A 23,516-nucleotide genomic window follows, 5' to 3' on the forward strand; every position below is an offset into this window, starting at 1 on the left:
CTGGTATTAAATACAAATAAAGCAGTGAGAGGATAGGGCTTGGCCAGCACTAGGCTGGCCAGCCTCAAAGGTTTATTGCTCGGTCAGCGAGACTTCATCAATGATGAAGTTGTTACCTGCATCCGGGCCGAAGAAGTACAGCTCGGCATTGATCAGGCTGCCACTCGCTTGAACGGTGAATTCGGCGCTTAGCTCTTGCCAGGCGGTAGTGCCTGATACCTGGCCGAGTTTGTGCCATACATGGCCGGTGTTATCTCGAGTCAGTAAGCGAGACTCAATCTTGGTGCTGCTACCAGAAACCATGCGTACCATGGCGCTGAGTTTATAGCTGCTACCAACATTGAGCTTGCTGATGACGTCTTGCTTAGGACCGTGATACCAAGCGCTACGGTCTTTACTCAACAGCGCATAATTGCCGCTGTAAGCACTGGTGGTGGTAGTGGTGGTAGCGGAGTAGCCAGAAACCCAGCCGGAGCTGTTGCCACTTTCAAAGTCACCATTTACTAGCAGGTTTACTTCTGGCTCAGGAATTGGCGGCTCTTCGCCTCCACCGTTGCCATCAAGTGGCAATAAGCGCAGTTGGTCTAAACGAGTACCATCTTCACGCACGTATACGGTGATGGTGTTTTCACCTTCGTTTAGCTGGACTTCAAGGGTGTCGGAAACACCACGAGAATTTACGTCCATCTCGTCATACGCCGCTGTAGCCAAAGTATCCCAGAGGTGGATCGTCCCGCCATTTACTTGCACCCAGAACGAGTCTGCACTTTGTGTTGGCGAGTACGCCGTACCTTTTAGCAGGTAGTTACCTGCGCCAGTCGCAATAAAGGACATCTGAGCGCGATTAGGGTTGCTAGCAGTGCCCTCAAAATATTGGCCGTTGTGAACCGAATCAATGTAAGCACCGGCATTTGCCGCTGCGTCACTACCTTTGCGGAATAATCCCGATAGGGTGGCGCTTTCTGCCTCAATGGTGATGGAGCGGGGAATGCCGTCGTAACCACCGTTTTCACCGTCATCCTGACCACCATTACCTTCACCAATACGTACCAGGCGTAAACGGTCTAAACGGGTGCCATCTTCACGTACATAGACCACAATTTTGTGTTGGCCCGCTGAGATATCTATCTCAACTTGGTTGGTTTCGTTTCGGTAGTTAACATCCATCTCTTCGTAGACTGAGCTGTTGGTGGTATCCCAAATCTGACGTGGGTTGTCGTTAACTTTGATGTAGAACGAATCGGCTTGATTGTTCGGTGCATAGGTGGTGCCTTTTAGCGCATACAAACCCGCTTGAGGTGCTGTAAAGCTTAGCTCGGCACGGTTGGCTTCAACGTTTTCTCCGTAGTAATTTCCTTGGTACTCGGAGTGAATGTACTGACCAGCTGAAGCGGCGCTGTCATTGCCTACCTTGAATAGGCCATAGAGTTGGGCATCTTCTGCTTCTATAATGATGTCGCTGTCATTGCCACCACCGCCATTGTCGCCACCGAGCTCATTTTGTATTTGCGCTTTGGCTGAGCTTGAGATACTCCAACGCAGGGTATTCTCGAAGTATTGAGCTTGGTCGCTGCGGCTAGCACGGCTAACCATGCGATACCAGTTATCTCTAGCGCCTTGATGGTCGAAGCGATCGCGCAGTTTGGGATTGTTTTCTATTTGTTGATATAAGCGCTGAACAAAAGCTTTGCCACCGAGATCGTCGTACCACTCTAGCAATACCGCTGACATTAGCGTATTGATGGTGCCATTGCGCCAAGGCAGTTTGCTGGTTGCCCAAACATTGTCAAAGTTATAGGCATTGTTGTTTAGGTACTTGTCTAGCTCGTCTTTGTGATCTTGGCGAAAGCGTGCATAGTCTTTACCGAAGTAGTGCAGCCCTACACCTAAGTCATCCACAATCCAAAATGCAGCGGCATTGTTGAAGCCGACTGTCCAATAACCGTAGTTAGAGTTATTACCATCGCAGGCCCAGTCTATCCAAGCGTTCCAACCGTTGCTGCCACTCTTGTAGAAGTTACGGTTCATCTCATAGAGCCACACTTGGTCGATGCTGATATCACCCTGTTTGACTCGCTCATAAAAAGGGTTAAACAGGCCGCTACCAACAGAAAGCCCAAATACGCCATGTGCTGCTAGGCCGCCCGCGCCATTGTTGTCTCTAGGAACTTGAATGGTGGGTAGACCTCTGTAAGAGCCATTTAGAGGCAGATTACGTAGGCCAGTGAATTCTTCAAATGAGGCCTTAGATGCTGCCATCAGCGCAACAATCTTCTCCATGGTTGCACGTTCATAAGTGCTTGCTGTTGCGCCCTCGATGGCGATAGCCATGTTATTGCTATACCAAACGGTAGCGGTGCGGTTGCCTTGATTGGCAATGCCAAAATTGAAGGTGACGTTTTGATCTATGTTAATCGCCACACCGCCAGTGTAGCGAGCAGCTTGTAAGTGGCTAGAAAAGGAGAGGAGTAGGCAGCAGAAAATGATGCTGCGACACACTATATTGTTCATGTATTTCCCTATTGATTGTTAACACTTAACACCTTTTTGTTAGTCCATTAATTAGGTGTTTATTTACCAAACGGTCAAAAAGCTTGGCTTATTTGAATTAATATAATATTTATAAAATAACTAACAAATATCATTATAACTGATAAAAATTCATAATAATTATATAGATAGTTTAGTTTCATGGATTCTGAAAACGATACCTAGTCAGTAGTTTTGTGGGTTCTTGTGTGATTATTTAGCGCTTAAGCCTTAAGCATGTTTTTATGATTTTTCTGCGCCAGATCTCATATTTAAGCTTTTACTGATTATTTGGCAGAGAAATATTGAGTGATGCGCAAGATAAAAGAAGGATATTTGTTAACAGGGTTCTAAGAAGCCTTGGTTAAGCGATGACTAGTTTGTACCAAAGTGGGTTAGCTTAAGATAAGTGGTGTATACATTTACTTGTTTTTAAAAAGGTAGCTAGTAAAGCCCTTGGTTGACATTAATCCAGATATCGATAAATATTGCCTCATGAGTATATTATTTAGTCAATCTTCAGCGCGAATTATTATCATTCCATAGGAATGGTGGGTTTGCTGATGTGCTTAAAATTTAGAAACCCGCCCTTGAGGCGGGTTTTCTATTTCTGCCTCTGGGGTATTTACTGTTAGGAGGTAATATGAAAAAAGTAGCGATATTTGGAAAACCAGGCAGCGGCAAGTCAACCTTAAGTAAAGGTTTGACCCAAGCGACACATCTAGAGTTACACGCTTTGGATTCCATCTTGTTCAAGCCTGATGGCAGCCAAATAGAGCGCGAAGCTTATGATAAAAAGCATCGCGCGATATTGCATTCAGACAGCTGGATAATAGACGGCTTTGGACCAATTTCTTCTTTTTATGAGCGCCTTGAGGCAGCTGATACACTTATTTATATCGATTTGCCTTATGCAGTGAGTTACTGGCTGGTGACTAAACGGCTACTAAAAGGCTTATTTGTTAAACCAGCTGGTTGGCCTAGTGGTAGCTCGGTGATTAAAGGATCGCTGCAAAGCTATAAAACCTTAAAGCTCTGTCCTAAGTTTTGGAATGATGACTTTATGCAGAAGCTGCAAACCATAGCTAAAGGCAAAAAGCTTTATGTAATTCGTTCAATAAAAGAGTTAAACCGCTTTGTTGAACAAGTCTAAAAGTACCCGTTTAGCTGCTCATGTGTTTGATCACTTCATCGCCAAAGGCAGAGCAGCTTACTTCGGTTGCGTTGTCGATCATTCGGGCAAAGTCGTAAGTAACGGTGCGTGCGCCAATGGCACCGTCTACGCCTTGGCTAATCAGGTCGGCCGCTTCTATCCAACCGATGTGTTTTAGCATCATTTGCGCGCATAAAATAATAGAGCAGGGGTTTACTTTATCTTGTCCAGCTAAGCGTGGAACGGTGCCATGTGTGGGTTCAAAAAAGGCTACTTCGCTACTCATGTTAGCGCCTGGGGCAATGCCAATTCCTCCCACATGGGCAGCTAATGCGTCGGCCAGTAAATCTCCATTTTGATTCATGGTAGCTATTACATCGTAAAGCTCTGGGTGCAAGGTTACCTGCTGGAACATACTATCGGCAATAATGTCTTTGATCACTAGCGGGGCTTGCCCGTCTTCTCGCGGGATCTCTAACCAATAGCCGTTGTTGTGGGTTTGAGCGCCAAATTCTTCTTGGGCTAGTTGGTAGCCCCAATTTTTAAAGGCGCCTTCGGTATACTTCATGATGTTACCCTTGTGCACTAGAGTAACGGAGTCGCGTTGGTGGTCTAATGCGTACTGAATCGCATGGCGGATCAGCCGTTTTGAGCCTTGCTCGGAAATATGTTTTATCCCTATGCCACACTCCTCACTAAAGCGCATTTTGGTTACGCCCATTTCTTGTTGAAGGAAGTCGATTACTCGCTCTGCACCTGGGCTGCCGGCTTTCCATTCGATGCCGCTATATATGTCTTCAGAGTTTTCTCTAAACACTACCATGTCGGTTAGCTCGGGATTTTTAAGTGGTGAGGGCACCCCTTGAAACCAGCGAATCGGACGAATATTTACAAACAGATCCATCTCTTGACGCAGGGATATATTGAGCGAGCGAAAGCCTCCACCAATCGGTGTAGTAAGTGGCCCCTTAATGGCTACTTTATGTTCACGTATTGCACCCAATGTTTCTTGTGGAAACCAGTCGCCATCGTACATGTTGGCAGCCTTTTCTCCATTAAAGACTTCCATCCACATAATTTTTCGTTGTTGGCCATAGGCTTTGGCCACGGCGGCATCAACTACTTTTAACATCACTGGGGTGATGTCTACTCCCACGCCATCACCTTCTATGTAGGTGATAATGGGTTTGTCGGGAACCTGTAATTCTTGCTGCTGGTTAAGGCTTATTTTCTCTCCGCCAGCGGGTACACGAATATGTTGATATGGCATGCATAGCCTAAAAGTAACGAGTGCTTAGTTTTACTTTACTTGGCTAGCTAAAGAGGGGCAACGCTATGTGCAGTAAGAAGTGACCTAGTATGGATTTAAGCTAAAAGAAACGGCTAGCTGCTGGTTTGGCAGCTAGCCTTACTCTTTATTTTAGTTCGTTTGCTACACCTTCAATGGCAGGTTTCTGCTCAAGGCTGCTGTTGAACAACAGTGGCCAATCATTGTGGCCGGTGAAGTGAGGGATCCAGCTGTCTGCGTCACTTACACCCCAAACAGTAATGCCGCCGCGTAAATTAGCAGGTACGTTGTCGTAATAGGCTTTGATGATTTCTTGGTAACGTAATTTTTGCTCTTCGGCCATAGCGGTAGTAAAAGTATTTCGGTCACCGTTCGGATTCATTTTTATATCAAGCTCGGTTACTTTCACTTTCAGTCCTTTTGCCACAACTTTGGCAAAGGAAGTACCAATAGCTTGAGCACTTGGCCAATCGTAGTTAACGTGCATTTGGAAGCCAATTCCATCAATAGGGATGTCATCGGCAAGTAACTCATCGGCCATTCTTAGTACCGAAGCTAGCTTGGCTCCGTCGTCTTCGATGTTGTAATCGTTATAATAAAGCTCAGCACCAGAATCTGCAGCATGGGCCATTTTAAAGGCTTCAGGTATGTAGTCTTTCCCTAAGTTTTGGTACCAAGGGCTGCCATGGCCGCCGCTATTTGCATCGGTATCACGGTAGGTGGCATAACCGTTATCGTTATTGTCGTTAAACGCTTCATTTACCACGTCCCAACTTACTACTCGGCCTTTAAAGTGATCGGCCACGGTGCTTACGTGGGTATCCATCATAGTGAGCCAGTCACCTTGATAGTTCTCCATCCAGCTAGGCATTTGTGAGTGCCACACTAAAGCATGAGCATGCATTGTAATATTGTTGTCGAGGGCCCAATCAACTAGGTTATCGGCATCCTGAAAGGTGAAATCGCCTTGGCGAGGCTGTATGTATGCCGATTTCATAATGTTTTCAGCGGTGATCTGATCAAAATGTTGAATAACAACATCCTGCAATTCTGGGCGTGTTTCAATACCGTTACTAAACTGGTCCTCGTACCCTGCTGGCACGGCCGCACCCATGTAGGTAGTGCTTAGTGCTTTTAGACTTTCTACTTGAGGTACCTCGATGGGTTCTCCTGAATCAGAACTTGAGCCTCCACAAGCGCTTAGGCCAATGCTTATAGCTGTAGAAAGTAGTGCTAATGGTAGTACACGCATAAATAATCCTTGATGTCTGTTAGCGCTAACAACGCAGGGGAGCAAGCAGTCATTTGCTTTAAGTCTGTGTTATTAAATCAGATTAAAGCGCTTTCACATGATTACCAAAAACACTAATCGTCTTATAGTAAATAGTTTTTGTGATCTAGGTTGTAACAGGGCGAATTGATATTTATTGCTAATAAAATCAGTAGTGTAGAGTGGCGGGCTTAAGTTTATCTAATTGCACTGATTGAGCTTTACAACAAGCAAATACTGTTCAAATTAATTTTTCGTTGATTTTTCTTTATGCTGTTTATTGTACATTTATTGAAACTTATTTCTTAAAATTAAGTTTATTTGTGATTTTTATCTTCAATATTACCATTTTTACTTGATTATATTTTTTACAGTTATTGCTGCTATTTTTGTGATCTGAATCTTTGGTAAGGTTTTCATGCGTGATATTGCTCTCAATAATTAGGCTTATTTGGAGTTATATTCTTTTCGCCTAGAGATAAATCCATTCAGGCAGAATAAAAATATAAAATAATTACTATTCCAGGAGTTTTTTAATGAATGTGAAAGCGCTTACATCAGCTGTGGCAATCGCACTTACTTGTTCCCCCCTCGTTAGCGCTGCTGAAGACGAGGTTAATTCTGAACAATTTCAACAAATTAAAGATTCTCAGCCAGTGGTTTTAGACCCTGAGTTTGTTGTTGAAGAAGGCATTATCTTTTCAGGATATGCCCGATACGGCTTACATTATTCAGATGACTTTCAAAAGTATGTTCAAGCTGAAGGCGAGCTTGCAGGCCGTGCTGTTGGTCGTTTAGGTAACGAAACCAATGGTGGTGAATTCCAATTCGCTAAAGCATTTCAAAGTGAAAGTGGTGCTATTTGGGATGTAGTGCTGATGCTAGAAAACTGGTGGAAGTATGAATCTGAGCTCGAAAGTGGCGAAGAAATTAGTGAGTATGGCGATATTGCTCTTAAAAAATTCTACGCCGGCGCTACCAATATTTTTGCATCCCAGCCTAATGCGTATATTTGGGCGGGTCGAGATTTCCACCAACGTCCACAACAGGGTTTAAATGATTACTTTTGGATGAGTCACGATGGTCAAGGTGGTGGTATTTATAACCTTGAACTAGGTGATATGGCCAAGTTAGATTTCTCGGTAGTTGGCCAGGTTGATGGGCCGGGAGACAACGGTAACTATGCCTTAACGTCTAAGCTGCATGCCTTGCAACTCGCCGACTCTGTTGCCTTGAGCTTTCTATTTAACTATGGCTTTGAAAGCGACCAATATGATGATAATGGCGTAATAGAAAACAAAGACAAGATTAATGCCTACCACCTAGCTGCGGTGATTGACCAAAATTGGTCTAAAGGTCGTAATCAGTTTATTGCACGCTATGCAGATAATGCAGACACCAGCGTATTTAATAAAACTGAAGATTTAACCACATTGTATTTAAGCTTAGAAGGCGCGGTTAACTTTAGTGAGCAAGTAGCCTTAGAGTATTTAGGTGCCTACCACAACTACGATGCGAACTCGTCGGAAGATGACCGTACCAACTATAGCGCTATTGTTCGACCTATGTATAACTGGAACGATACGCACTCTACGTGGTTAGAGGCTGGTTACTCAGTAGTGGATTACGATCAAGGCGGTAAAAACACGGCTTGGAAAGTGACATTATCGCAAAACGTAACCATTAATGCCTTTGGTAACGCTCGTCCAATGTTACGTTTCTATGCCACTACTGGCCAAGCCGACAATCAAGTTCGTAGCAATGAAGCTATCGAAGCCAAGCAAGATACTTTGGCTTTAGGTGCTATGTTTGAGTCTTGGTGGTAAAGCGTTTTACCCATGAATTATAGCTTCACCGGTTGAGGCTGTTGCATAATCAAAGGGCGTTGTTTACGCCCTTTATTTTGTTTGTAAGCCTTTAATAAATTCCCACCTAGTAATACTAATTTCTTCTTTAGTTAACGCCTCTATATCTAAATCACAACATTCCCGCTTGGAGTTTTATGCTGATTGGATTAAACGCCGCCTTTGCTTTTATGTTTTTCTTATTAAACTTTTATCTCTATATTTTTCCGTTTATGTGTATTTTGATCTAATTTGCAGTAGTTTAATGATATTTTATCCTCAATTATCTTAATTTATCGTCAGTATTCAAATCGCAGTAAAAGCTTTTGTTTTTGTGATCTGCAGTTATTTTATTCTGCTTGTGCGTGATATTTGTCTCAATTTAATTTGACTCTCAAAATTATACTCAGGCTCGAAGGTGAGGTTCACTCGCCGGATAAACTAATAAAAAAAATTTATTCCATGGAGTTGTAAACATGAATATGAAAGCGCTTACAGTTGCGATGATGAGTGCCGGTATGGCATTTAGTGGTTCTGCTTTTGCGAAGGAAGAAGGCCTAAGTTACAACGGCTACGCCCGCATGGTTGCGGGTTTTAATACAGAAAAAAATAATAGTGAACATGAAGCTCAAGCTTATAACGCAGTACGAAATGGTATTGCAATTATTAAAGCTCCAAGCAGCCCGCAACAACCTGGTCGTATTGGTAACGAAGGTACCGGTATGGAGTTAGGTATTAATTATCACCAAAAGAGTGAAAATGCGGGTGATTGGGATATCTACTTTATGGCGGACGACGGCTATGGCTGGCAGCGTGATCACAATGATAGTACAACGTACAATTTAAGAATGGCTCAGGCTTTTGCGGGTGGTTCAAACTTGTTTGAAAGCCAGAAAGATATGTATGTGTGGGCCGGTAAACGCTTTAATGGGCGAGCTCAGTTTGGCTTAAATGATTACTTCTATTTCATGAATGACGGTGCCGGTGGTGGTTTCGACAACATGGATTTTGGTATGGCTAAATTTGATTTGGCAGTGGTATCTGGCGACAACGGCAATAACGGCCGTTACGCGGTAACCTCAAAGCTACACAGCATCGAAGTAGGCTCAGGTAGCATAGGTTTTAACTTTAACTATGGTTTTGGTGACCAGTCTGATGAGCATGACCCAAAACACGTAACCTCGCTTCAAGCAGCAGCTTTCTATAAAGTGGGTTGGAGCATGGGTACTAACGAATTTGCTATTCGTTACAACGACAATGTGAGCGATAACAACTTGTTGGACGCCGGCCAAATTAAAGGCGACATTAATTCAACAGCATTTTACTGGTTTGGTAACTTAGGTCTAAGTGATTCGTTTGCTATTGATTATGGTTACAGCTTTGAACAATCTGATTTAGAAAACAACGATGAAAGCACCTGGAATCAGTTTGTTATTAAACCTCATTACCGTTGGTCTGATATCCACTCTACGTCGTTTGAGTTTGGTTACGACAGTGTAGATTTCAACGATAACCAAGACGAGAGTGCTTGGAAAGTTAGTATTCAGCAAAACATGTCGATGGGAAGCTTCTTATGGTCGCGCCCAGAGATTCGATTCTTTGTAACTCATGGTGAAGTGAAAGTGGGTGATAAAACAACACCGGCTACTAACGTAGGCATGATGTTCGACGCGTGGTGGTAATTATTACCACTTTTAATGGGCGATAGGGACAGAGCCTAATCTTGGAATTTTGGCGCAGCTTAGCTGCGCCCTTTTTTGTTAGCGTAACTCGCGACGCAAAATCTTACCTACATTGGTTTTAGGTAGCTCTTCACGGTAAACAATGTCTTTTGGCATTTTGTAACCGGTAAGGTGTTTGCGGCAGTGCTTTTTAATTTCTTCTCGGCCAACTCGCGCATTACAAACCACAAATAAGCGAATGCGTTCGCCACTCACATCGTCTGGAACGCCAACTGCTGCAGCTTCAACAATGGATGGGTGTAGCGTTGCAACTTCTTCAATCTCGCTAGGAAAGACGTTAAAACCCGACACCAAGATCATGTCTTTTTTACGGTCTTCAATAAAGAAGTAGCCTTGTTCGTCCATGCGACCAATATCGCCAGATTTAATCCACCCGTCTTTGGTGATAACGTTGGCGGTTTCTTCAGGTTGTTTCCAGTAGCCCTGCATAACTTGCGGGCCTTTTATTTGTAGCTCACCGACACCGCCCACGTCTAGCTCGTTACCTTCTTCATCTACCACTCGAATTTGGGTGCTAGGCATCGGTACCCCAATAGACGGGATAAAGGCTTGTTGCTGATGGGTTCCAGCAGCCACAACTGGCGAACATTCGGTAAGCCCATAACCTTCAATAATTGGCATTTGGGTAAGCTCTTGCCATTGCTCGGCAATGTGCTTTTGGGTAGCCATGCCACCGGCAATGGTGAAGCGTGCTTTCGAAAAATCTAGCTGCCTAAACCCGGCATGATTAAGCAAACCGTTAAACAGTGTATTTAAGCCAAAAATCATCGTGAACGGGTACTTACGAAGATCGTTTACAAAGCTGTTAAGATCACGTGGATTAGTAATTAATAAGTTTTTGCCGCCAATATACAAGATGAACATCATGCTCACGGTGTTGGCGAAGATGTGGTAAAGCGGTAGGGGCGTTACCGCATGTTCTTGGTCTAATAAGGTGCGTGGGGCAAAGTGATAGTAAACCTGAATCACGTTAGCAAGTACGTTGCGGTGAGTTAACATCGCCCCTTTCGCCACACCAGTCGTGCCGCCGGTATATTGCAAATAAGCAATATCATCGCCGCTAAGCTGGGGCTTTTGATAAGCCATGGTTTTGCCCTGAGTTAAGGCGCGACGCATTGATATGGCGCCAGGCAGGTTGTACTTAGGCACCATTTTTTTAACGTACTTAACCACAAAGTTAACTAGTGTGCGTTTATGCACGGCTAATTGGTCGCCAATACTGGTAAGAATAACGTGTTTAACTTGGGTATCTTTAATCACTTGCTGCAGGCTGTTACCAAAGTTGGTTACGGCCACGATTGCGCTAGCTTCTGAGTCGCAAAGCTGGTGCTTTAATTCACGTGGGGTATACAGCGGATTCACATTGACTACCACTAAACCTGCTCGCAAGGCGCCATAAAGTGCAATGGGGTATTGCAATACATTGGGCATCATTAAGGCGATACGCTCGCCAGCTTGCATGCCTAGCTCTTGTTGTAAATAAGCGGCAAAGGCCAGCGACTTTTGGTCTAGCTCTTGATAGGTGAGGCTTTTACCCATATTGATAAAGGCGGTTTGTTTGGGAAATTGTTTGCAGCTGTGCTCAAACAATTCCAGCAAATTCTCAAATTGCTCTGTGCTTATTTCTGCGGGCACATCGTCTGGGTAGCTTTTTAACCAAGGTTGGTCTGATGAATTCATATTCTATCCTCACCCATTAGTTAGCACGAAAAGTCCTGTTTGGCGAACCAAGCGGTTTTACCAAGCAGATAATATGCTGTTTGGGGCTTATCTATTTTTGCCCGCAAGATTAGCTGATTGCGATAATAAACCCTAGCGTATTTTTGTGAATCGTTGAGCTAAATCATTAGCCATTTTCTTCAAGTAACCAGTTTTGTGGATAAAATGGCAAGAAGTGTTGGGTTTATTTGAAGCTAGCGAAGTTATTGAAGCCTTTAAATGACCGAGAGTGAGTTTGCTAACTAGCAAAGCCTAAACGAACAATGGCAGTGGTGTTTAGGCTTTGCATTAGTACTTAGTCATTTTTTTGCTGTGTTTGACTGATGATGTTGTTAGCCAGAGCCTGCACTTCTGCTACTTTTCGTTTTAAATCTTCGGTGGCAAATTTGTTTAAGTTATTGCGTGAAGCTTCTAAAGTGATGCCTATTCCGATCATATCTAAAGTGTCACCCATGAGTATTTCCTCTGCTTGTTGGCTTTAGCGATATTGCTAGTACGTGCTTGCAGTGTAGATTGAATTGGCGACACTCAAAACTCCCTTAGGGATTGAATTTGTATCTCTTTGTTTGTGAGTGACATATTTCACTACTTATAGCTTGGTAGGCAAGCTGGTTTAGGGTATAGCAAAATAAACCAATGGATTTTCGAAATAAAATTCTGTTATTTATCTTCCAGTTTACAGAAGTATTGAGTAAAGGCTTGCATAGCGAGGTTTTGGGGGCGTTCTTTTTTCCAGACTACATCGCAGTGCCAGTGCTCTTTGTTCATTCCATTCACCCACAGCTCGCTAAGTTGTTGCTGGGCGAACAGTGGCTCACATAAATAGCGCGGTAAAATAGCCCAGCCTAAACCAGCTTTCACTAATTCGATAATTTGCTGACTATTGCTGGCGCGTATTAAACGGTGGCTAATAGTTTGAGAACTCGCTAAACCCAACTGATTGAAAAAGTTGAAGCCTATTTGCCTAAGCTGGCGAAGCTCTAGCTCCGAGACTTCTAATTTCTGTTGGTAGGGCTCAGCCTTAATCGCGCAACACAATTCAAACTGATAAGCGCGTGAATAAACCAGCTGAGTGGAGTATTCAAAGGTTCCTAAACTAAAGCCGATATCTACTTCACCTTGTTCTACCCATTGGTGAATACTTATGGTGTCGCCGCTAAGCACATCAATATCTAGGCTTGGATACTGTTGATTAAGCGCCTTTAGCCCTAAGGCAAATTGCTCATCCATTAGTGATACATCGACCGCTATGCTGAGTTTATCGGGCTGTGCTTCAAGTAAGCCTTGGGCTTTTTGCTCAAAGTAATTTAGCTCGCTAAGAACTGATTTGGCATAGCAGTACAGTGAGCTGCCAGCTTCGGTAAGCGTTACTGATTTGGCTGAGCGAGTGAATAAGCTTAGTTCTAAGTCAAGCTCTAAGTCGTTTACTAAATGACTAACCGTAGTGCGATGTTTTCCTAACTTGCGGGCCGCCGGGCCAAACCCTCCGCACTCTTTGGTATAAACAAATGCTTCGAGTTGCTCAATCGATAGCGACATAGACCAGCCTTGAAAATCGTTGATTTTGAGTACTATATCTTATTTAGAGTCAGATTGTTTTTGGTGTTATTGTTTACTACTTTTAACTTAAGTAGTGGCAAAAGGAACCGCCAGTGTTACGACTACTCACATTGTTTTTTAGCAGCTTATTGTGCGCAACTGCGCAAGCCACCTGCGAACAGATTCGCGTGAACGGCGAGCATAATTGGTTTGACGTTTCATACAGAGTTAATGCTCAAGCTCCCTTGCAAGGCTTAGCGGTCGACTTGGCAAATCGAGTTTTTGCCGAGGTAGGTATTGATGTTGAATATCAAGCAATGGTGCCTTGGAAGCGGCAGTTTTTGCAGTTGGAAACGGGTGATTTAGATGTGGTTATCGCTGCTTTCTATAACCAACAGCGCGGTAGTAAGTTTGTATTTAGCGAAGCGGTAGGCGTGGAGTACAGCACTGCCTTTATTCATAAAGAGCAAAGTGCTGCTTTTAGTGGCTTAGAAAGCTTACAGGGCAAGCGTGGCATACAAATGCTGGGTAGTAGCTTTGGTGACCAGTTTGATAGCTATGCCAAGCAAAACCTTACTATTTCTACAATGGATGACCTAGATAGAGCGATTAAGCTGATTGCCTTAAAAAGAGCTGACTATTTGCTATATGCCACCCATGGGGGCAGGCTAAAAATTGCTGATACAGAATATGCCGATGTATTGGTGGATATGCAGCCTAGTATTAGCGAGCAGAACATCTATATGGTGATGTCTAAATCTTCTCCCTGCTTAGAGCATTTAGATGAAATTAATCGCGCAATTAGGCGCAACCGAGACGACTTTTAGCGGTTATCTTGCCAATAAAAAAGCAAGCCCTAAGGCTTGCTTTTTAGTGAGGTAAATAGCGAAGGCTTAAACCTCTTCTATTTCTTCTAATTTTGTAGAGCCACCATGGTGTGTTTCGCGGCGACGCTGAATCATCGCGTAAAAACCAGGTATTAAGAAGGTGCCTACTAGTAATACACACAGCAATCCACCTACTAGCGATATTCCCAAAGAGTTTTGGCTAATATGGCCTGCGCCATTCGCTAATACCAGTGGGATCATGCCAAAGATAAACGACCAAGAGGTCATGTTTACCGCTCTAAAGCGCAAGGTGCCGCCGGTTACCGCCGCTTGATTGATGGGCATGTCCTTGTCTTCACGTTGCATACGAGCAAACTCAACAATTAAAATGGCATTTTTGGCGGCCAGGGCAATCAGCAGTACTAAGCCTATTTGCGCATACAAGTTCATTGGCAAACCAGCAATGGCTAACGCAACAAAAGAACCTAAAGTGGCTACCGGCACTACTAGGATAATGGCAAGCGGAATCGTCCAGCTTTCGTATTGTGCCACCATAAACAGGTAGATGAATAACAGTGCTAAGGCAAAGGCGTATATGGCCATGTTACCCGCTTGGATCTCTTGATAGGCCATGCCTGTCCATTCATATTGGTAACCATTTGGCAGCTCTTCAGCAGCTATTCGCTCCATTGCTGCAATGGCGTCACCAGATGAGTAACCCGGCGCTGGTTGGCCTTGCAGTACTGCGCTGCGGTAGAGGTTGTAACGCCAGGCAACGTCGGGCGCAAACTGCTGTTCAATGGTGACTAAGGTACTCAGTGGCACCATATCGCCGCTGATGCTACGAACATGAAACTGACCAAGGTTATCTAGGCGGCTACGGTATTCATCCTCTGCCTGCATGGTGACTCGGAAGTTTTTACCATAGAGGGTAAAATCGTTCACATATAACGAGCCAAGGTTAGCTTGTAAAGTTGTAAACAAATCTCCAAGTGGCACTCCTAGCTGTTTGGCTTTGCTGCGGTCGATGTCTACATAAAAATGCGGAACATCGGCTCGGAAAGTACTAAAAGCACTGCCAATTTCTGGTGCTGCGTTGGCCTTAATGGTGATGTCTTGCATCACCTGGGCAAGGTCGCTGCGCGAGCGGCCTAAGCCATCTTGCAGCACAAATTCAAAGCCTGAAGCGGTGCCCATGCCAGGAACAGCTGGAGGGCCAAAGGCGAAGATCATTGCATCTTGAATTCGCCCATAGGCTTGTTCATTAATACGTTGGCTAATCGCAAAAGAGCTGTGGTCGCCCGCTAGGTCGTTGCGCTCGTCCCAGTGTTTTAGTTTTACAAACATGGTGGCAGCATTTGACTGGATAGCCCCAGCCAACAAGCCGTAGCCGTTAGCCAAACTCACTGCTTCTACGCCAGGCTCTTCAAGGATAATGTCATTGAGACGCTGAGAGACCTCCGCTGTCCGGCTAAGTGAGGCTGAGTCGGGCAGCTGCACGTTAACCAGCAATACGCCTTTATCTTCTTGCGGAACAAACGCTTTAGACGTGTTGTAATTCATCCACGCTACAGCAGCAATAGCCAAGCAGAAGAATACCACTAGCGCTGCACTGCGCCTTACTAACATGCCGGCAGCTTGTCCGTAGCGGGTGGTAATTGCCACTAAACCGCGGTTAAACAGCGCAAACCAACGCGCTTGTTTTTGCTTACCGCGCTTTAATACTAACGAACAAATCGCCGGTGAAAGGGTTAAGGCATTGATTGAGGAAATAACCACCGAGATACAAATGGTAATCGCAAATTGACGATACATTACCCCGGTAATTCCTGGCAGCATAGCAACCGGTAAGAACACCGCTAGCAATACCAAGGTGGAGGAAATAATCGGCCCAGTTACTTCGCGCATCGCTTTTAAGGTGGCTTGGCGTGGACTGAGTTCTGGGTGGGCCGATAGTTTACTGTCGACGTTTTCAATCACCAGAATCGCGTCATCCACTACAATACCGATGGCCAAAATTAAGCCAAACAAGGTAATGGTGTTAATGGTAAAGCCGGTTGCCAACATAATGGCAAAGGTGCCGATCAGTGATACCGGAATAGCCACTACCGGTATTAGCGTAGAACGCCAACTTCCTAAGAATAGGTAGGTAACTAAAATTACCAGCAAAATAGCTTCAATTAGGGTTTTAATTACACCTTTGACTGACTCTTCCACAAATAAGGTGGTGTCGTAGGCAATTTCGTAATCCATTTTCTCTGGCATATTGGCTTTAAGCTGGCCCATTAAAGCCATTACTGCTTCGCCACTTTCTAAAGCGTTAGCGCCAGTTTGCAAGGATAAAATCACAGATACCGAAGGCTGGTCCCTAAACTCGCCAAAAGCGGCATAACCACGTTTGCCTAACTCTACCCGGGCTACGTCTTTCAAATATATTTTTGAGCCATCGGCATTGGCGACTAATAGAATGTTTTCAAAATCTTCTACGGTATCTAAGCGGCCTTTGGTGAGCAGGCTAAACTGCACGTCGTTGTTAGCTTGGTAGGGCGGCGCACCAATAGAACCCACAGCCACTTGCACGTTTTGCTCGGCTAAACTGGCGCGAATATCACTGGTAGTTAAGTTAAGGTTGGCAAGCTTTAATGGATCTAACCAAACTCGCATCGAGTATTCAGCTGAGCTAATTACTCGCACGTCACTAATGCCTTTTACGCGAGCGAGTTGGTCTTCAATGTTTAGCGTGACGTAGTTGTTTAAGAAGGTATCGTCGTAGTGCCCGTCTGGAGAATAAAAGTTAAGCACCATTAATAAGTCTGGTGAACGTTTACGTACGGTTACACCCACTTGGCGCACTTCTGGCGGCAACTTAGATTCAATTTGAGTAACCCGGTTTTGCACATTAATTTGTGCCATGTCGGGGTCGGTACCAATATCAAAGGTTACCGTTAGTGAATAAGAGCCGTCGTTAGCGCTTTTGGAGTTCATGTATAACATGTCTTCCACGCCATTCACCGAGCTCTCAATCACTTCGGCGACGGCTTCTTCTACTGTTTCGGCGCTGGCACCAGTGTAGTAAGCGGAAACGCTTACCGAAGGCGGGCTAATTTGAGGATATTCGGCCACTGGCAAAACCATTAGGGCAATAGCCCCAGCCAACGACAATAAGATAGAAATTACCAAAGCAAACTTTGGCCTTTGAATAAAAAAGCGACTAAGCATAGTGACTAATTACCTTATCCTTGCTGCTTTTCAACAACTTGTACTGAGTGACCATGGCGTACACGTTGTAAGCCAGCAGTGATAACCTGCTCGTTACCTTGCAAACCTTTATGTATCACAACGCCTTGCTCTAGCACTGGGCCAATGGTGACATTACGACGCTCTGCCTTGTTGTCTTCGCCCACTAACATGACAAATTCGCCCTCTAAGTCACTTTGTACCGCGCGACGAGGAATCACTGTTGCTTCAACTAATGCGGTGCTGGTAAGGCCTATTTCTACATACTGGCCGGGCAAAAGCTGCTGTTGCGGGTTGTCGAACTGAGCACTGATATTGATAGTACCGGTTTGTAAATCGATTCGGTTGTCGATGAAATCTAAACGGCCTTTATTGGGGTAACTACGGTTATCGCTAATCACCAAATCAACGATGGTATCGTCGGTTTGTGCGCTTGAGTGTGCGTCTACATGATCAAGCCCCATTGCTAGGCGCTCGCGCTCCGATACACGAAAACTGGCACGAATTGGATTTAAGCTCACAAGGTTAGTTAACGCGCCGCTAGTCATAGTGATTAAGTCACCTTTACTTACTTCACTTTGGCCAATTCGCCCATCAAAAGGGGCAACAATGCTGGTGTGTTTTAAATCAACTAAGCTTGCGTTAAGTTCTGCTTCTGCAGCTTCTAACTGAGCGTCGGCAGAGAGCTTTTCTGCGGTTAAGCGGTCAAACTCTGAGCGGCTAATATTATTCTTTGGCAATAAACGTTCACCACGTTGCCAGTTTATCTCGGCATTGGTTAGCGCAGCCTTAGCTTTTGCGAGTGAGGCTTTGGCTTGAGCAACTGCGGCTTGGTAGCGAGTTGGGTCAATTTCATAAAGCAGTTGTCCGCGTTTTACCATCTGGCCATCTTCAAAGTGACGTTTTACCAAGTAGCCACTTACTTGTGCGCGAATATCTACATCTTGATAAGCCTCAATGCGACCAACAAATTGCTGGGAAGGTGCGTATTGAAGGTTTTGTGCCAATTCAGTGTTAACTAAGCTGGCGGGTATCTGGGCGGCAGACTCGGTAGAAGAGTTGCACGCACTGAGCAAAACTAATGCTGCGGCAGTCACAAGCATACGAAGACGGGTGGAAAACATGAAACTATCCTCAAACTATACAATGGTGCGGAACAAGTTGCCGAAAGAGCCGAGAGCTCCCTGCATTGGTATAGTTGGCGGATGCTAACTAGAACGCGATCCTTGCGAAACGCCTTTCTGACGCCTTTATTTTTAGTAATTACTAAAAATAAGTAGAGGCTAAATATACACCCATATTTACTAAAGGTAGCCTCAGTAATACCGAGTTTAAGCTTCGGGATTTATCCGCAAGTTTGATGTTTGCTTGATGCTTCATCGAGTGAGTGAAGACTAAAGCAGCTTGTTAGTGGTTGATTTCTCTATAAAAGCTATTTATGAAATGGATAAAGCACAGCATTGGGCTTGGCTTTACGTTATTATCTAGCCAAATTTTAGAGTGCGTAGAGGGCATGATGGCACGCCAAGTGACATACAAATATAAACGTCAAACCAAGGTCATAAATTTTTCTTTTGATAAATATCATGACGTACATGAAGCAGTAGCGGCAGCTGAAGGTGTTGATATTTCTTCATTTTTAGCTATGGAGAAACAGTTGGCTATGTCTACAAGAGACAAGGCAACCTTGAAAGAATACCGAGCAAAAGAGTTCCAGCGTTTGGGCTTTAGTGATATTCGCTTCTTAAAAGACGAAGAGAAAGAAGCCAAATAGTGATTTAGTGCTTGAAAGCGCTTTTCTATAAAGTGCCCCTATATTTAACAGGGTTTTTTATTAAGCTAGCTTGATAAACAACAGGGAATGTTAAATATGTCTGAATCTATCCACTTCTTAGCGCTAGTTGATGAGCTATCAGCGCTTGCACAAGTTGATGCAGTTTTACTGGCGGGCTCAAGAGCTAGCGGCCTTTCTGATAGCTATTCTGACTACGATGTATATGTTTATTTAAACGCCCCCTTGGCGGCTGAAGCACGTCAAAAGATAGTGGCAAAGCATTGTCAGTATCTTGAGTTGAATAATCAGTTTTGGGAAACTGAAGACGACGGTGTATTGCTCGACGGAATAGAGATTGAACTCATCTATCGAGACTTTTCCTTCTTGGAAAATGAGCTGCATTACTTAGTGGAGCGCCATCAAGCCAAGGTGGGTTATAGTTCCTGCTTTTGGGCAAACTTGCTCGATTCAAAAATCCTTTACGATGCTAACGGTCAAGCCAAGCGTTTACAGCAACGTTTTAATGTGGCTTATCCCAGCGCACTGCAACAAGCAATCGTAAATAAAAATGCGCCTTTACTTATGCAGCAAATGCCCGCTTACTACTTTCAATTAGCCAAGGCCTTAAAGCGCCAAGACCGAGTTAGCTTAAATCACCGTTGTGCGGAGTTTTTAGCTAGCTATTTCGACATTCTGTTTGCTATTAATGGGCTGCCGCACCCTGGAGAGAAGCGCATGCTTGAGTTCGCTGAACTGCACTGCAATATTTGTCCTGACCAGCTAGCTGAAAACGTAGAACGTTTGCTGGCTGAGGTGGGGCAAGCAGCAGGCAGTTTATTAGATACAGTGAGTTTGCTGAGCGAAACCTTGCAGCAGGTGGTAACGACTCAAACATCCTTAAGCTGGCCTACTAAGTCCTAGCAGATAAAAGATAAGCTACATTGATCTATCTCTATTGATTTAAATAATATTTAATGTGAAGGTAGCGCTAATCATAGTAGTAAAAACAAGGATGTATTGATGCTAATAAGCCGTAAAGCCGCAGGTGGTTTACTCGCGCTAACTCTATTCTCAGGCGCTTCTTTTGCAAGCTCCGATCTAGCCGTTCCCTATGTTGTAGGGGGGGAAGATGCCCCTAAAGGTGCTTATCCGTGGATGGCTCAACTTAAAGCGGGTAGCAGCCACTGTGGTGCTGTGTTAATTAACGAGCAATGGCTGTTAAGTGCCGCGCATTGTACTTTCGATCAATATGAAGAAGGGCAGCATACTCAAGCTGAAGATATCATCGCTTTTATTGGCGAAGATGAATTCAATTATTCTTATGATGACGGTTTGCCGATGGCGGAGGTATGCCAACATCCAGATTACGTTGATTTTGATAACACTGAGGAAGGCAAGGTTAGTGGAGACTATGACCTAGTGTTGATACGTTTAGCTGACGCTACTTCAATTACGCCAATAACGATTAATCAAAGTGCCATTTTTGACCAATACTCTCCTGGTTTTGGCCTGCGAGTAATTGGTTACGGCCGAGTAAACAATGATGCTGATAACCCAGAGTATCTTGATGAGCTTCAACAAGCCGATCTCTCTTTAACATCGGCCTCAGAATGTAGCCAGTTTTATGGCGCGGAATGGTTAAGCGACCAAATGTTTTGTGCGGATAGTAATATAGCCGATTCATGTTCTGGCGACAGTGGTGGTCCATTGTTTATTGATGAGGGGACCCAATACAAGCTGGCCGGCATTGTTAGCTGGGGAACACGCAGTTGTGCTAATGCGCCTGGGGTTTACGCAGATGTTGGCAAATTGTCAGGCTGGATTAACCAAGTAATCCAAGCCAGCGAAGCAGAGCGAGCAGACCCAAGTTTGTGCTCTCAACTAGCTGCGGTTCCTCGGCCTAGCTCTGGTGGTGGGGCTGCTGGCGGTCTAGGTTTAATTGCTTTGCTGGTGTTACGCCGCTTTAGAAAAACTAAAAATTAGATTTTTCAATTAGTTAATTAACGGAACAATTCTTCCGTAAAATTGTTTAAAAAATCCTCATGCATCGGCGGGCGTTTTCTGGTAGATTACGCCCGCATTTTTATATGCCACTAACAAGCTGTCTCATGGAGTGCTGTTAAACAGTTGAGAACGTCCACCCCAAGGATTGGGCCAGCAATTTGGACGAACATTTTTGCTTGTTAATGAGAATTTTATGCAAAGTATTTTTGCCGATATCGTTGGACTACTTGGTACTGCCTTAGTGGTAGGTTCGTTTTTTCTTTTACAGTTAGAGCGTTTAAACCCCAAGCAACTTGCCTACAACCTAATGAACTTAAGCGGTGCTATTTTACTGCTCATTAGTTTGTGCATTAATTTTAACCTAGCTAGCTTTGTTATTGAGCTATTCTGGATTGGTGCATCAGTGGTAGGTATAGTTAAGTACTTCAAACGAGAGCCTGCTGTCGCTCAAGCATAATTTAAAATGACTTCGCGATAATTTAAGAGCTATCGCCTTTATTCAATGGTGATAGTTCTTAATAAACGATTGAAACTTTGTTTTTCCCTCCTGTCACTTACTCTGATACTCCCAGTTCAATTCGGCTAACTAAGCGCTGGCATATAAGCAACGAAAAGTGGCCTCTATGTGATAGCTGCCATCGAGGTTCTCAAATGGCGACAAGGCCTTACGATGCGCTTTGTCTAATGCATGATGGCTAGTATTTTCAATGGCTTTTGCTGCAACTCCAGATGAGGCTAAGCCGCGCAAGGCTGTTTCTAAATCAGCGTATTGCCAGGGGGACTCAACGTCGAAGATGTCGATAGGTTTTAGTCCAGACTTAAGGGCGAATTCACGCAATAAGGTTTTGTTGGATAGGGCAAAAGGCCCCGGAGCGCCTTTGGGAGGTGCTGGTAACAACGGCTTTAAGGCTGCCACTAAGGAGGCCGCTTGCATTCCTTCTGGTTCACCCCAAGTCATAATTATTACCTTGGCGCCAGGCTTGGCAACGCGTTTGGCTTCGCTCAAGGCTGCAACAGGATCCCCCGCATATTGAAATGAGTTAAAGCCGGTAATACAAGAAAAACTGTCATCTCTAAATGGGAGAGTTTCTATATCAGACACATGAAACGACACGTTTGGAGATCGCTGCTCGGCGATTTCTATTAAGGCTTGTGAAGCATCAACTCCATGCACAGTAGCACCTTGCTCACAGGCCAAAGCGGCGGCCATGCCAGAGCCACATCCAACGTCCAAGTAGTAGCTGGTCTCGTTGATGGCCAGTTTATCAAATGCTGCTAGATATACCGGGCGACAGGTTTGCTCTTGAATATTGGCCCAGTCTTGAGATGACAATCCCCATAAGCGCCCATTAGTTTTGCCAGTTGTTGCGTGTTGGTGAGTATTCATCTCAAACTCCGCCATTTAACCTGCTTAGACTTTAGTCTAGTACGCTAGTCTTACAGTTAAACAAGGCAATAACGACAGTAGCTTGTGCAGCATTATCTTTACAGTTAAGGCTTTAGGTGGTTTGGCTGATTATGCCTTAGAGGGAAGTGAATACTGGGCTGTCGGGCATCAATGTTAGGAGAACTCCTCAAAACAAATTTTCGACAAGAGCGATAAGTTTGACGACTTTGGCTGCACAAATGAGCAAAAGCTTTGTATGCTAGAGCGACTAAAAATAGGGCCTTTACTTATATGAATCAAATACATCCTCAATTAGCGCCAATTTGTGATTACCTTGAGCAACAATTGCTTGGCAAACCCAAAGCAGTGCGTTTGGCTTTGAGTTGTTTATTGGCCTCTGGCCATTTGCTGATTGAAGATCTGCCGGGTGCTGGGAAAACCAGTTTGGCTAAATGGCTTGCTGCTGGTTTTGGTTTAAGTTTTCAGCGAATTCAATTTACTAGCGATTTATTGCCTGCTGATATTATCGGTGTGTCGGTATTTGAACCGCCTACTCAGCAGTTTAAGTTTCATCCTGGGCCTATTTTTCACCATCTAGTTTTGGCTGATGAGCTTAACCGCGCCAGCCCTCGCACCCAAAGTGCTTTGCTCGAAGCCATGGAAGAGCAACAAGTGAGTACCGACGGTGAGAGTTATCCCTTAAAAGCGCCGTTCTTTGTTATTGCCACCCAAAACCCGCGCGAGCAGCTTGGCACCTTTGACTTACCCGAGTCTCAGTTAGATCGCTTTGCCATGCGTTTAAGCATTGGCTTTCCGGATTTAGATTCAGAAATGGCAATGCTTAAACGAGGCAATCAGACCAGCCAATCTTTAGCGGCTCTTTCTGTAGAGCAACTGTTGGAGTTGCAACAGCAAGTGAATGCGCTGCATTGCAGTGATGCTTTGTTAGATTATTTATTGCGTTTGGTGCACTGCAGCCGAGTGCTGGAAGGGGCTAGTCCTTTGTCGCCGCGTTGCAGCTTAACCTTACTTGCTTGCGCTAAGGCGTGGGCATTTGTTCATCATAAGCAGCACGTTTCCCCAGAGGATGTGCAAGCGGTGTTTAGTGCGGTGAGTGCCCACCGTTTAGGGCGAGGAGATAGCGGTGAAGCCTATGCCAAACAAATATTGGCCGAAGTAGACCCCTATAGTGATTTAACTTAG

The 23,516-nt window shown here is 44.5% G+C and carries 18 protein-coding genes; 9 read left to right on the plus strand and 9 right to left on the minus strand.

From position 1 onward, the window contains the following. Positions 1-72 precede the first annotated feature (72 nt). Positions 73-2,511 carry a carbohydrate binding domain-containing protein gene (locus tag K5620_RS04590; RefSeq protein ID WP_016400413.1) on the minus strand — a complete coding sequence of 813 codons (2,439 nt, stop codon included), beginning with the start codon at positions 2,509-2,511 and terminating at the stop codon, positions 73-75. 661 nt (positions 2,512-3,172) lie between these two features. Between K5620_RS04590 and K5620_RS04595 the strand changes: the two genes are divergently transcribed. Further along, positions 3,173-3,682, plus strand: a complete 510-nt coding sequence (locus tag K5620_RS04595; protein WP_016400412.1) for a P-loop NTPase family protein — start codon at positions 3,173-3,175, stop codon at positions 3,680-3,682. A gap of 10 nt (positions 3,683-3,692) precedes the next feature. Here K5620_RS04595 and icd read toward each other — a convergent pair whose 3' ends face one another. Both icd and K5620_RS04605 read right to left on the minus strand, forming a co-directional pair. Then, positions 3,693-4,952: an NADP-dependent isocitrate dehydrogenase gene (gene icd, locus K5620_RS04600; RefSeq protein WP_016400411.1), complete on the minus strand. Its 1,260-nt coding sequence runs from the start codon at positions 4,950-4,952 to the stop codon at positions 3,693-3,695. 145 nt (positions 4,953-5,097) lie between these two features. Further along, positions 5,098-6,222 (minus strand): endo-1,4-beta-xylanase, encoded by a 1,125-nt coding sequence (locus K5620_RS04605; RefSeq protein ID WP_016400410.1) that lies wholly within the window; start codon positions 6,220-6,222, stop codon positions 5,098-5,100. Positions 6,223-6,776: 554 nt separating this feature from the next. Between K5620_RS04605 and K5620_RS04610 the strand changes: the two genes are divergently transcribed. Both K5620_RS04610 and K5620_RS04615 read left to right on the plus strand, forming a co-directional pair. After that, on the plus strand, positions 6,777-8,066 hold the full coding sequence (locus K5620_RS04610; RefSeq protein ID WP_016400409.1) for a carbohydrate porin: 1,290 nt from the start codon (positions 6,777-6,779) through the stop codon (positions 8,064-8,066). A 494-nt stretch (positions 8,067-8,560) separates the two neighbouring features. Continuing rightward, positions 8,561-9,766, plus strand: coding sequence for a carbohydrate porin (locus K5620_RS04615; RefSeq protein WP_152780148.1), 1,206 nt, complete (start codon positions 8,561-8,563; stop codon positions 9,764-9,766). Between the two features lie 78 nt (positions 9,767-9,844). On the opposite strand, the gene K5620_RS04620 is transcribed toward K5620_RS04615, so the two are convergent. The 3 genes from K5620_RS04620 to K5620_RS04630 all read right to left on the minus strand — a co-directional run bounded on the left by K5620_RS04620 (position 9,845) and on the right by K5620_RS04630 (position 13,084). Further along, on the minus strand, positions 9,845-11,506 hold the full coding sequence (locus K5620_RS04620) for a long-chain-fatty-acid--CoA ligase (protein WP_016400406.1): 1,662 nt from the start codon (positions 11,504-11,506) through the stop codon (positions 9,845-9,847). A 334-nt stretch (positions 11,507-11,840) separates the two neighbouring features. Further along, positions 11,841-11,999 (minus strand): hypothetical protein, encoded by a 159-nt coding sequence (locus K5620_RS04625; RefSeq protein WP_016400405.1) that lies wholly within the window; start codon positions 11,997-11,999, stop codon positions 11,841-11,843. A gap of 206 nt (positions 12,000-12,205) precedes the next feature. Further along, a complete protein-coding gene (locus K5620_RS04630) occupies positions 12,206-13,084 on the minus strand; it encodes a LysR family transcriptional regulator (protein ID WP_016400404.1) in 879 nt (292 codons plus the stop codon). A gap of 113 nt (positions 13,085-13,197) precedes the next feature. Between K5620_RS04630 and K5620_RS04635 the strand changes: the two genes are divergently transcribed. Continuing rightward, positions 13,198-13,911: a substrate-binding periplasmic protein gene (locus K5620_RS04635; RefSeq protein WP_016400403.1), complete on the plus strand. Its 714-nt coding sequence runs from the start codon at positions 13,198-13,200 to the stop codon at positions 13,909-13,911. 66 nt (positions 13,912-13,977) lie between these two features. Here K5620_RS04635 and K5620_RS04640 read toward each other — a convergent pair whose 3' ends face one another. Both K5620_RS04640 and K5620_RS04645 read right to left on the minus strand, forming a co-directional pair. Beyond that, positions 13,978-17,130: an efflux RND transporter permease subunit gene (locus tag K5620_RS04640; protein WP_016400402.1), complete on the minus strand. Its 3,153-nt coding sequence runs from the start codon at positions 17,128-17,130 to the stop codon at positions 13,978-13,980. A gap of 14 nt (positions 17,131-17,144) precedes the next feature. Next, a complete protein-coding gene (locus tag K5620_RS04645) occupies positions 17,145-18,272 on the minus strand; it encodes an efflux RND transporter periplasmic adaptor subunit (protein WP_016400401.1) in 1,128 nt (375 codons plus the stop codon). Positions 18,273-18,586: 314 nt separating this feature from the next. On the opposite strand from K5620_RS04645, the gene K5620_RS04650 reads away from it, so the two are divergent. The 4 genes from K5620_RS04650 to K5620_RS04665 all read left to right on the plus strand — a co-directional run bounded on the left by K5620_RS04650 (position 18,587) and on the right by K5620_RS04665 (position 21,383). Beyond that, entirely contained in the window at positions 18,587-18,922 is a 336-nt protein-coding gene (locus tag K5620_RS04650) for a DUF2960 domain-containing protein (RefSeq protein WP_016400400.1), read from the plus strand. 96 nt (positions 18,923-19,018) lie between these two features. After that, the gene (locus tag K5620_RS04655) at positions 19,019-19,843 is read left to right on the plus strand and encodes a nucleotidyltransferase domain-containing protein (RefSeq protein ID WP_016400399.1); all 825 of its coding nucleotides are present in this window, start codon (positions 19,019-19,021) and stop codon (positions 19,841-19,843) included. Positions 19,844-19,942: 99 nt separating this feature from the next. Beyond that, positions 19,943-20,905, plus strand: coding sequence for a S1 family peptidase (locus K5620_RS04660; protein WP_016400398.1), 963 nt, complete (start codon positions 19,943-19,945; stop codon positions 20,903-20,905). 214 nt (positions 20,906-21,119) lie between these two features. Next, positions 21,120-21,383: a CBU_0592 family membrane protein gene (locus tag K5620_RS04665; RefSeq protein ID WP_016400397.1), complete on the plus strand. Its 264-nt coding sequence runs from the start codon at positions 21,120-21,122 to the stop codon at positions 21,381-21,383. Between the two features lie 129 nt (positions 21,384-21,512). Here K5620_RS04665 and K5620_RS04670 read toward each other — a convergent pair whose 3' ends face one another. After that, positions 21,513-22,328 (minus strand): class I SAM-dependent methyltransferase, encoded by an 816-nt coding sequence (locus tag K5620_RS04670; RefSeq protein ID WP_016400396.1) that lies wholly within the window; start codon positions 22,326-22,328, stop codon positions 21,513-21,515. A 276-nt stretch (positions 22,329-22,604) separates the two neighbouring features. Here K5620_RS04670 and K5620_RS04675 point away from each other — a divergent pair, with 276 nt between their 5' ends. Beyond that, positions 22,605-23,516 carry an AAA family ATPase gene (locus K5620_RS04675; RefSeq protein WP_016400395.1) on the plus strand — a complete coding sequence of 304 codons (912 nt, stop codon included), beginning with the start codon at positions 22,605-22,607 and terminating at the stop codon, positions 23,514-23,516.

The organism is Agarivorans albus (assembly GCF_019670105.1).
Classification (GTDB): Bacteria; Pseudomonadota; Gammaproteobacteria; order Enterobacterales; family Celerinatantimonadaceae; genus Agarivorans; species Agarivorans albus.